Origin of the sequence: Xylanibacter rodentium (assembly GCF_013166575.1) — a bacterium.
Lineage (GTDB): Bacteria > Bacteroidota > Bacteroidia > Bacteroidales > Bacteroidaceae > Prevotella > Prevotella rodentium.
On the sequence record NZ_JABKKE010000039.1, the window covers coordinates 1 to 10,777 of the forward strand.

Consider the following 10,777-nt stretch of genomic DNA (forward strand, 5'->3'; position numbering starts at 1 on the left):
TCATCTTCCGATTAGTCAAACTCTACGCCTAAAAATTTAACACTTCTAATTGCCCAATTTAACATATGCACCGTGCTTTCGGCTTGAGCCGGTCTAAGACTTTTATTAGACGCCACAAAAATACGAATTTTATTTTGAAAACAAATATTTTCACCAAAAGTTTTGCTGAATTAAAAAAATGTATTACCTTTGCACCCGCAAAACAACGATGGCGGGATAGCTCAGCTGGTTAGAGCGTCGGATTCATAATCCGGAGGTCGTGGGTTCGGGTCCCACCCCCGCTACTTGAATCAAGAGGCAGTTACGATACGTTTCGTAGCTGCTTTTTTTTATGTCTGCGGGAATGGATTTTTCGCATCGAAAAGTTGTTTTAATCATTATATTTTCTTATTTTTGTACCGAAAGTGGCCCGCAAAAGTGTGGTATTGTAATAAAAAGTGGCCCGTAAAAGTGTGGTATTGTAATAAAAAGTGGCCCGTAAAAGTGTTTGAATACAAAATAACAATCAGATAATCAGACAAATATGTACCGAAGAAAGATAGAAGTCTTTTTGAATAAGTGGAAAAGCATGGCAGACAGGAAGCCGTTGGTAATCAAAGGTTGTCGTCAGTGTGGCAAAACAAGTTCGGTCAAGGCGTTTGCACGACTGAATTACGATAACATTATTTATATGGATTTTCATGAAAAGAAGGAGTTGTGCTCACTGTTTACCGGTTCGTTGGATGTAGACTATCTTACGATGGTAATATCAGCAGCCATACCCGGTGCACTGTTTGTTCCATATAAGACGTGTATCATCTTTGACGAAATACAGGATTGTCCGCAGGCGCGGGCATCGTTGAAATTTTTTAAGCAGGATGGCAGATATGATGTGATATGTACCGGTTCGTTGCTTGGAGTGAATGGGTATAAGTCGCGTGAGATGCAGGAACAGGAGGAGGCAACGTCTGTGCCTGTAGGTTTTGAACATATTGTTGATATGTACCCGATGGATTTTGAAGAATGGTTGTGGGCCAATAATATCCCTGACGCTACGTTCGGATTTTTGAGAATGTCCTTGGAGAAAGAGATTCCGGTGCCTGACGCCATTCATCACCGTATGCGGCAGTTGCTGTTGGAGTATGTCATTGTCGGCGGTATGCCTGAAGCTATAAAAACGTTCTTGAATACCCATGATGTAAACCAGATGTTGACGGTGCAGCGCAATATTGTGGATGAATATAAGGTGGATATGGTAAAATATGCACGTTCTGAAGATAAGTCGAAAATCAGGGAGTGTTTTGAGTCTATTCCGCGACAATTGAGCAAAGACAACAAGAAATTTACTTATTCTGTAGTAAGGAAAGGCGGTAGAAGTAAAGATTATATCAGCAGTTTGCAGTGGATAGAGGATGCCGGTATCGTGAGGCGCTGTTATAACTTGTCTATAACAGAACTTCCGTTGGGCGGTAACGCTATATATGATTGTTTTAAGATATATATGACCGATACCGGACTTTTTATAAGTATGCTTGACGATGGCACGCAATCGGATATATTGAATGGAAATATGGGCAGTTACAAAGGTGCTGTTTATGAGAATCTCATGGCTGATATATTGGGAAAGATGGGGCGAAAGTTGTATTATTTTCAGAAAACAGACAGTTTGGAGATAGATTTTGTGATTAGATATAAAGGTGAATGTGTCCCAGTGGAGTGTAAGGCACGTACCGGTAATGCCAAATCATTGAAAACGTTGCTTAATCATCCTGAGAAATATAAAGTGTTGCATGCTGTGAAGTGTGGCGACTATAATGTAGGGCGTACCGGCTCTGTGCTTACCATACCTTTTTACATGGCGTTTATGCTTGAAGAATTGTAGGCCGGACGTTGCGAAATGTAGTCCGCAAACCGGTATTTATAAAGAATTGACATGTTTCGGATTAAAAATCTTACGATTTGTTTGTTCGTTCGTTGATTTATGTTTAACTTTGCAGCGAAATGGACAATCTGGTTAGAAATTTAATTCAAGAAGATATGAACGGCTTCAACCTTCTACACATTATTAATATTATCCGACTGCGCAGAGTGGACGGAAGTGGAAATGTGTGTCGGTAGCTGTGTTTTGCAATAGATATTGAACCTTTCTCACTTCGGATGTGGGGAAGGTTCTTTTTTTAACGTACAGAATAAAGGAAATACAATATGAGCGACAGATTATTTATTTTTGATACAACGTTGCGCGACGGCGAGCAGGTGCCGGGATGCCAGCTTAACACGGTTGAGAAGATTCAGGTTGCCAAGCAACTTGAACAGTTGGGGGTTGACGTGATAGAGGCGGGGTTCCCGATATCGAGCCCCGGAGATTTCAACTCGGTGATAGCGATATCCAAGGCTGTGACATGGCCGACCATCTGCGCCCTGACACGGGCTGTGGAGAAAGACATCGACGTGGCCGCCGAATCGTTGCGCTATGCCAAGCACAAGCGTATACACACCGGTATTGGCACGAGCGACCCGCACATCAGATACAAGTTTAACAGTAACCGTGAGGAGATAATAGAGCGTGCGGTGGCTGCGGTGAAATATGCACGCCGTTATGTGGAGGATGTGGAGTTCTATGCCGAAGATGCCGGACGCACAGACAATGAATATCTGGCCCGGGTGGTCGAGGCGGTTGTCAAAGCCGGTGCTACAGTGGTAAACATTCCGGATACTACGGGCTATTGCCTGCCGTCGGAGTATGGTGGGAAGATAAAGTATCTGATGGAGCGTGTGGACGGATTGTCTGCCGGACGTGCAATTCTTTCCACACATTGTCACAATGATCTCGGCATGGCTACGGCCAACACTCTCAGCGGAGTGTTGAATGGTGCACGTCAGGTGGAGGTGACGATAAACGGAATAGGTGAACGTGCCGGCAACACGTCGCTTGAGGAAGTCGCTATGATATTGAAGTGTCACAGACATATAGATATAGAAACCAATATAAACACAACGAAGATATATCCCACGAGCCGTATGGTGTCGAGCCTGATGAACATGCCTGTGCAGCCCAACAAGGCTGTTGTCGGCCGCAACGCTTTCGCACATTCGAGCGGAATACATCAGGACGGTGTGCTGAAGAATGTTGAGACATATGAGATAATGAATCCGAAAGATGTGGGACTTGACGACAACTCTATAGTACTTACCGCACGGTCTGGTCGGGCTGCACTGAAATACAGGCTGGGAGTGCTTGGAGTCAATGTGGACAGCGATGAGCGTGTGGATGCTCTGTATCAGCAGTTCCTGAAACTGGCCGACCGGAAGAAGGAAGTGAACGACGACGACATTCTTATGCTGGCCGGTGCCGACGCTGCTGCAAGCCGTGCGGTGAAGCTCGATTTTCTGCAGGTGACCACAGGCATGGGAGTGAAGAGTGTGGCCAGTATAGGTCTGGACATTTCCGGACAGAAATTTGAGGAGGCCTCGACAGGTAATGGTCCGGTGGATGCAGCCATCAAGGCGCTGAAGAGGATTATCCGCAAGCAGATGACGCTGAAGGAATTTACCATCCAGGCCATCAGCAAAGGTTCTGACGATGTGGGCAAGGTGCATATGCAGGTGGAGCACGATGGCAGTGTATACTATGGTTTCGGTGCCAATACGGACATTGTCACAGCATCGGTAGAGGCGTATATCGATTGTATAAACAAGTTTAAATAGGGAAATGGGTGGAGTTATCGGGAGTTAAGGGGAAGTTATCGCTCCCTGCGGTCGCTCAGGAGTTAAAGACAATAGCTTTGTTGGATGTTGTATCATTCCCACGAGTGTGTCTTATACTGTAGCATACGTCTATAACTCCCGAGCGGCGTAGCCGCGATAACTTCTTTAACTCCCGATAACTCCTAAAAGCAACTCCTATAAAAAGAAAGAAATATGAACACATTATTTGATAAAATCTGGGACAGACATGTGGTGCAGATTGCCGACGACGGTCCCACACAGTTGTATATAGACAGGCTTTATTGTCATGAGGTGACATCGCCGCAGGCTTTCGACGGCATGCGGGCCCGAGGACTGAAGTGTTTCAGGCCGGAGCAGATTTACTGTATGCCCGACCATAACACTCCGACGCACGATCAAGACAAGCCTATTGCAGATCCGGTGTCGAAGAAGCAGGTGGACACATTGGAGGCCAATGCCGCCGAATTCGGACTGACGCACTACGGCATGCTGTCGCCCGACAATGGCATCATCCATGTAGTAGGGCCCGAAAAAGGCTTGTCGCTGCCGGGCATGACGATAGTTTGCGGCGACTCGCATACGTCGACACACGGTGCGATGGGTGCTGTGGCTTTCGGCATAGGCACGAGTGAGGTGGAGATGGTGATGGCGTCGCAGTGTATATTGCAGCAGAAGCCTAAGTCGATGCGTATCACCATCGATGGAAAATTGGAACGTGGCGTGACGGCCAAGGATGTGGCTCTGTATCTTATGTCGCGACTTACGACATCGGGGGCCACAGGATATTTTGTGGAATATTCAGGCAGCGTGGTGCGTGACATGTCTATGGAGGGACGGCTGACGCTGTGCAATCTCTCGATAGAGATGGGCGCGCGCGGCGGTTTCGTCGCTCCCGACGAGACAACGTTTGAATATATCCGTGGCCGTGAGTTTGCTCCGAAGGGTGAAGACTGGGATAAGGCTGTGGAGTATTGGAAGACACTGAAAAGCGGTGATGACGCCGTGTTTGACAGCGAACTGCATTTCGATGCCGCTGAAATAGAACCGATGGTGACCTACGGCACCAATCCGGGCATGGGTATGGGCATCACGCAGTCGATACCCACGCTCGACGCCATTGATGAGGCCGGCAAGGCTTCGTTTATGAAATCGCTCGACTATATGGGATTCAGACCGGGAGAACAACTTCTCGGCAGGAAGATTGATTACGTGTTTCTTGGTGCATGTACCAATGGGCGTATTGAAGATTTTCGTGCTTTTGCCTCTCTCGTCAAGGGTCGGTACAAGGCCGGCTCTGTCACGGCTTGGCTTGTGCCCGGTTCGTGGGCCGTTGACCGTCAGATACGCGAGGAGGGGCTCGACAAGATTCTTGAGGCCGCCGGTTTTGCCATACGTCAGCCGGGATGCTCGGCTTGTCTGGCGATGAACGACGACAAGATTCCGGCCGGCAAATATTCCGTCTCGACAAGCAACCGCAATTTTGAAGGACGTCAAGGACCGGGGGCCCGGACCATTCTGGCGTCGCCGCTCGTTGCCGCAGCCGCAGCTGTGACGGGAGTGATAACGGATCCGAGGGAATTGCTTTAGGAGTTGAAGGAGTTAAGGTGAGTTACTGCTCCCTACGGTCGCTTAGGAGTTAACGACAATAGCTTTGTTGGATGTATCATTCCCACAAGTTTGTCGTATCCTGGGGCATACGTCTTTAACTTCTGAGCGACCGTAGGGAGCGGTAACTTCTCTAACTCCTTTAACTCCTCGAATACTTCTTAACTCCTAAAAATAAAAAAGATATGAAACAGAAATTCAATATAATAAAAAGTACATGCGTGCCACTGCCTTTGGAGAACGTGGATACAGACCAGATAATACCTGCACGCTTTCTTAAAGCTACTGACAAGAAAGGATTTGGTGAAAACCTCTTCCGTGACTGGCGCTATAATGAGGATGGCAGTCTGAAAGAAGATTTTGTGCTAAACGACCCTACATACGGGGGCTGCATACTTGTGGCCGGAAAAAATTTCGGGTCGGGCTCGAGTCGCGAGCATGCGGCATGGGCTATTGCGGGCTATGGATTCCGTGTGGTCATCAGCAGTTTCTTTGCTGATATACACAAAAACAACGAATTGAACAATTTCGTGCTGCCGGTAGTGGTGAGTGAGGATTTCCTTGCCGAACTGTTCACAAGCATTGCTGCCGATCCGAAGATGGAGGTTGAGGTTGATTTGCCGTGTCAGACAGTGACCAACAAGGCTACCGGGAGGAGCGAGCGGTTTGAAATAAACGGATATAAGAAACATTGTCTTATGAACGGCCTCGATGATATCGACTATCTGATACAGAATAAGGATAAAATCGAACAATGGGAAAAGTGCAACAAGTAGGTAAGACTTATCACAGAATACAACCGTTCATAGAGATTATGGACTGCACGCTGCGAGACGGCGAGCAGACCAGCGGCGTGTCGTTTCTGCCTCATGAGAAGTTGCAGATTGCGCGGATGTTGCTTCGGGATGTAAATGTAGACCGTATCGAGGTGGCATCGGCGCGGGTGTCGGAAGGTGAGAAGGATGCCGTGAAGATGATATGCCGATATGCCAATCAGATAGGAATGCTCGGCAAGGTGGAAGTGTTGGGATTTGTCGACGGTCGCCTGTCGATTGACTGGATTGACAGTTGTGGCGGAAAGGTTGTCAATCTTCTGGCAAAAGGGTCGTTGAAACATTGCACTCATCAGCTGCACAAGACTGTTGACGAACATATCGAGGAGATACGCCGTTCGGTTGGCTATGCTGCCGGTAAGGGGATGGACGTAAACCTGTATCTTGAGGACTGGAGCAATGGAATGAAAGATTCCCCGGATTATGTATATAGTATGGTGGATGCGTTGCGCGATACGGGGATAAAGCGGTTTATGCTGCCCGATACGTTGGGTATCATGAATCCGTTGCAGGCCATAGAGTATTTTCGAAAGATGCTGAAACGTTATCCTGACCTGCACTTTGATTTTCATGCTCACAACGATTATGATCTCGCGGTGAGCAATTCGCTCGGTGCCGTGCTCTGTGGAGCCAAGGGCCTGCATGTGACGGTGAACGGTTTGGGCGAACGTTGCGGCAATGCGCCGTTGTCGAGTGTCCAGGTGATTCTGAAAGATCAGTTTCATGCCACTACAAGTATAAATGAAAACAGACTCAACGATCTGAGCAGGCTGGTGGAGGGGTACTCGGGTATCGCTATAGCCCCCAATCAGCCTGTAGTGGGCGAAAATGTGTTCACGCAGGTGGCAGGGGTTCATGCTGATGGTGACAACAAAAAGAATCTTTATTGTAACGACCTTGTGCCTGAGCGTTTCGGACGTAAGCGTGAGTATGCTCTCGGCAAGACAAGCGGACGGGCCAATATTTCGCGTAATCTTCAGGAACTGGGGCTTGAACTGACCCCGGAACAGACACAGAAAGTGACGCGCAGAATCACGGAACTTGGCGACCGCAAGGAGGTGGTAACTCAGGAGGACTTGCCGTTTATCGTGAGTGACGTGTTAAAGCACACTGCGTCGGAAGACCGTGTGAAGCTGATGGGCTATATGGTCTCGCTGGCATACGGACTGAAGCCCATAGCCAGTGTTAAGGTGGAGATTGATGGGCGTGAATATGCTGCCGATGCAACTGGAGACGGTCAGTATGATGCTTTTGTGAAGGCATTGCGTAAGATATACAAGGACAAACTTGACCGCACATTCCCCACGTTGGCCAATTATGCCGTAAGCATTCCGCCCGGAGGTCGTACCGATGCGCTCGTACAGACGGTGATTACATGGCGAAACGGTGACAAACTGATGCGTACGCGTGGGCTTGATGCCGACCAGACGGAAGCAGCCATAAAGGCCACTATAAAGATGTTGAATATGATATAAATTAATTTATGGAATTAAAGGAGTTATAAGGAGTTACCGCTCCCTGTGGTCGCTATAAGAGTTAAAGACAATAGCTTTGTCAGATGTATCATTTTCACGGGTTTGTCGTATCTTGCAGCATACGTCTTTAACTCTTGAGCGGCGCAGCCGCGATAACTCCCGTTAACTCCTTTAACTCCCCTAAAAAAAGAATATATGAAACTGAAAATTGCTGTTTTGCCCGGTGACGGTATCGGGCCGGAAATAATGGAACAGGGCGTTGCCGTGATGGACGCCGTTGCATCCAAGTTCGGACATGAGGTGACTTACAAGGAAGCCCTTTGCGGAGCGCATGCCATTGATGAGTTGGGCGATCCGTTTCCTGAGGAGACATATGAAGTATGTCGTGATGCGGATGCAGTGTTGTTTGCAGCCGTTGGCGACCCGAAGTTTGACAACGATCCTACAGCCAAGGTGCGCCCCGAACAGGGACTTCTTGCCATGCGTAAGAAACTCGGGTTGTTTGCCAACATCAGACCGGTCCAGACATTCAAGTGTCTTGTGCACAAGTCGCCGCTGAAAGCGGATTTGGTTGACGGTGCTGATTTTGTCTGTATACGTGAACTTACCGGTGGAATGTATTTCGGCGAGAAGTATCAGGACAATGACAAGGCCTACGACACCAATTATTACACACGTCCTGAGGTTGAGCGCATATTGAAAGTGGGTTTTGAATATGCCCGTCGCCGAAATCGCCATCTCACAGTGGTCGACAAGGCGAATGTGCTGGCTTCTAGCCGTTTGTGGCGTCAGATTGCCAAGGAAATGGAACCTCAGTATCCGGATGTTGACGTAGACTATATGTTTGTGGACAATGCCTCGATGCGTATGATCGCTGAGCCGAAGTTCTTTGATGTGATGGTTACGGAAAACACCTTCGGAGATATTCTTACCGATGAGGGTAGTTGTATATCGGGTTCCATGGGATTGTTGCCGTCGGCATCCACAGGCGAGAGCACGCCTGTGTTTGAACCTGTGCACGGTTCTTGGCCGCAGGCAAAGGGACAGAACATTGCCAATCCGTTGGCCCAGATTCTTTCTGTTGCCATGATGCTTGAGCATTTCGACCTTAAAGATGAAGGTGCACTGATACGCCGTGCTGTGGATGCTTCGCTTGATAATAATGTTCGTACGCCCGAAATACAGGTGGAAGGCGGTGCCGCTTACGGAACAAAAGAAGTGGGTGCATGGATTGTTGATTATATCAGAAAGGCATAGAGAATTTGAAAAGACAATATATTATTGCGGCCGTGATGTTGTCAGGTGCAGCAGGTGTTTCTGCACAGACACCCCGCGAATGGCGTGATTCGCTTTCTGTAGTCAATAGGCAGATAGAAACCTCTCCGTATTCCTCTGACTTGCATCTGCGCAAGGCTGCGATTAATCTCGAGCTGCTGCAATGGCAATATGCGGTGGACGAGTATGGGCTGGTGTTGGGACGTGATCCTGCAAATCCGGCCGCGCTCTTTTACAGGGCATATGCCAACACACATCTTAGGCGCTACGATTTGGCACGTAATGATTATGAGGAATTTTTGAAAATAGTTCCGCGTAATATGGAAGCCTTGCTTGGATTGGCTCATATTTATACGAAGTTGCAACGTTCGACCGATGCGATGGACAGGATGAACCGGCTTGTGGAACTTTTCCCGGACAGTGCCGTTGCCTATGCAGCCCGTGCCGGACTGGAGACGGAACTGAAAGCTCATGATGCAGCGTTGTACGATTGGGCTGAGGCTTGCAGATTGGACCCGGGAAATACGGATTTCATATTGTCAAAGGCCGATTTGCTCATACGGATGGGACGAAAAAAGGATGCACGTACAGAGCTTGACAGGGCTGTCGGTAAAGGTGTGCCTCGCGGTGCATTGAATGAATGGTATCGTAAATGCAAATAGAGAACGGACGGGATATGGTCACGATACGTTGGATATAAGAAGGAGGGTGTATCAAGATTCCTTTATTTTGATACACCCTCCTTTTATGAACTTCACGTTTTATTCTCATGAAACAGTTTATTCCATACTTTCAAGTTCTGTCCCTTCAAATTTACTGATGATATCGAAAAGTATTGTTTCATATTTATAACGTCTCATTTTCAGTTCCATTGTTACTGCGAATGTATGAATGCCGGAAACATTTCTTTCTTTCATATTATATGAGTATACCTCAATACTCTCTTTTTTCATTAGCTTGAAAATCCCTTTTATATTATCTTTTGACTTGGAGGTTATTGTTACCGAAATATTTCTTGTTCCGAAACGTTGCAGTATAACGTTGAGTACTTCAAGACATAGCAGTACAAGGATGGTTGTGGCTGAGGCTAATATGTATAGTCCGGCTCCACATGTAAGGCCTATGGCGGATGTCACCCATAAGCCTGCAGCTGTGGTGAGGCCGCGTATCACGTTTTTCTGGAATATTATTATTCCTGCGCCTATAAATCCTATGCCGGTGACTACTTGAGATGCTATTCGTGATGGGTCGAAAGACGTTTTTTGCAGGATCGTGAGCGGTGTGTCAAATCCGTATTGTGACAATATCATGAATAATGAACTGCCGAGGGCAACAAGGAAATGGGTTCGAAATCCGGCTTCCTTTGCACGGTATTCGCGTTCCAAACCTATAAGACCGCCGAGGACAGCGGCAACGAAAATGCGTATGATAAATTCGTATGTCATTTTTTTAGATATATTTATATTCTATATATTATATAATCGCCGGAATAAGGCTTCTTTGTATGCAAATGTACGTATAAATAGTGAGATTTTCAAATTGACATAAAAAAATAATCTCTTTCTTTAGAGGAAAGATACGGAAAAAGTGTTTGATAATATATTTTTCGTTGGATATTTAATAATAAGTACATATTTTATATGCCATTCCCTTTTGTGTATTGAAAACAAGAATACTTTATATATTATTCGTGTCTATTTAGTTTATAAAAGTTCTAACCTTTTAAAGGGATGTTATACATATTTTAGATTGGTTTTTCTCTTTTCTCTTGATTTACATCAATTTTGGCTGAAATTTCCTATAAAACGTGAATTTTTCTTCAAAAACATTTGGTGGGTTGACTTAAAGTGCTTACCTTTGCATCCGCTTTCAGGGTTAACG

General features: G+C 46.7%; 8 protein-coding genes and 1 tRNA gene. 8 read left to right on the top strand and 1 reads right to left on the bottom strand.

Features of this window, described 5'->3' with window-relative positions; translation table 11 throughout:
• The first annotated feature begins 210 nt into the window (after positions 1–210).
• The 8 genes from HPS55_RS13470 to HPS55_RS13505 all read left to right on the top strand — a co-directional run bounded on the left by HPS55_RS13470 (position 211) and on the right by HPS55_RS13505 (position 9,558).
• Positions 211–284: transfer RNA gene (locus HPS55_RS13470), tRNA-Met, on the top strand.
• A 284-nt stretch (positions 285–568) separates the two neighbouring features.
• Positions 569–1,861, top strand: coding sequence for an ATP-binding protein (locus HPS55_RS13475; RefSeq protein WP_253945874.1), 1,293 nt, complete (start codon positions 569–571; stop codon positions 1,859–1,861).
• A gap of 323 nt (positions 1,862–2,184) precedes the next feature.
• A complete protein-coding gene (locus tag HPS55_RS13480) occupies positions 2,185–3,687 on the top strand; it encodes a 2-isopropylmalate synthase (RefSeq protein WP_172178073.1) in 1,503 nt (500 codons plus the stop codon).
• Positions 3,688–3,900: 213 nt separating this feature from the next.
• Entirely contained in the window at positions 3,901–5,295 is a 1,395-nt protein-coding gene (leuC, locus tag HPS55_RS13485) for a 3-isopropylmalate dehydratase large subunit (RefSeq protein ID WP_172178075.1), read from the top strand.
• 203 nt (positions 5,296–5,498) lie between these two features.
• Entirely contained in the window at positions 5,499–6,089 is a 591-nt protein-coding gene (leuD, locus tag HPS55_RS13490; RefSeq protein ID WP_172178077.1) for a 3-isopropylmalate dehydratase small subunit, read from the top strand.
• Positions 6,068–7,621 (top strand): alpha-isopropylmalate synthase regulatory domain-containing protein, encoded by a 1,554-nt coding sequence (locus tag HPS55_RS13495; RefSeq protein WP_172178079.1) that lies wholly within the window; start codon positions 6,068–6,070, stop codon positions 7,619–7,621. The genes leuD and HPS55_RS13495 overlap by 22 nt, the downstream gene beginning before the upstream one ends.
• Positions 7,622–7,816: 195 nt before the next feature.
• Entirely contained in the window at positions 7,817–8,878 is a 1,062-nt protein-coding gene (gene leuB / locus HPS55_RS13500; protein WP_172178081.1) for a 3-isopropylmalate dehydrogenase, read from the top strand.
• 5 nt (positions 8,879–8,883) lie between these two features.
• Complete coding sequence (locus HPS55_RS13505) at positions 8,884–9,558, top strand: tetratricopeptide repeat protein (protein WP_172178083.1); 675 nt, start codon at positions 8,884–8,886, stop codon at positions 9,556–9,558.
• A 117-nt stretch (positions 9,559–9,675) separates the two neighbouring features.
• Here HPS55_RS13505 and HPS55_RS13510 read toward each other — a convergent pair whose 3' ends face one another.
• Complete coding sequence (locus HPS55_RS13510) at positions 9,676–10,341, bottom strand: MgtC/SapB family protein (protein ID WP_172178085.1); 666 nt, start codon at positions 10,339–10,341, stop codon at positions 9,676–9,678.
• Positions 10,342–10,777 lie beyond the last annotated feature (436 nt).

Bases quoted from the DNA above. Each gene is read 5' to 3' on its own strand.
- HPS55_RS13475 (WP_253945874.1), top strand. From the start codon at position 569: ATGGCAGACAGGAAGCCGTTGGTAATCAAAGGTTGTCGTCAGTGTGGC.
- HPS55_RS13480 (WP_172178073.1), top strand. From the start codon at position 2,185: ATGAGCGACAGATTATTTATTTTTGATACAACGTTGCGCGACGGCGAG.
- leuC (WP_172178075.1), top strand. From the start codon at position 3,901: ATGAACACATTATTTGATAAAATCTGGGACAGACATGTGGTGCAGATT.
- leuD (WP_172178077.1), top strand. From the start codon at position 5,499: ATGAAACAGAAATTCAATATAATAAAAAGTACATGCGTGCCACTGCCT.
- HPS55_RS13495 (WP_172178079.1), top strand. From the start codon at position 6,068: ATGGGAAAAGTGCAACAAGTAGGTAAGACTTATCACAGAATACAACCG.
- leuB (WP_172178081.1), top strand. From the start codon at position 7,817: ATGAAACTGAAAATTGCTGTTTTGCCCGGTGACGGTATCGGGCCGGAA.
- HPS55_RS13510 (WP_172178085.1), bottom strand. From the start codon at position 10,341: ATGACATACGAATTTATCATACGCATTTTCGTTGCCGCTGTCCTCGGC.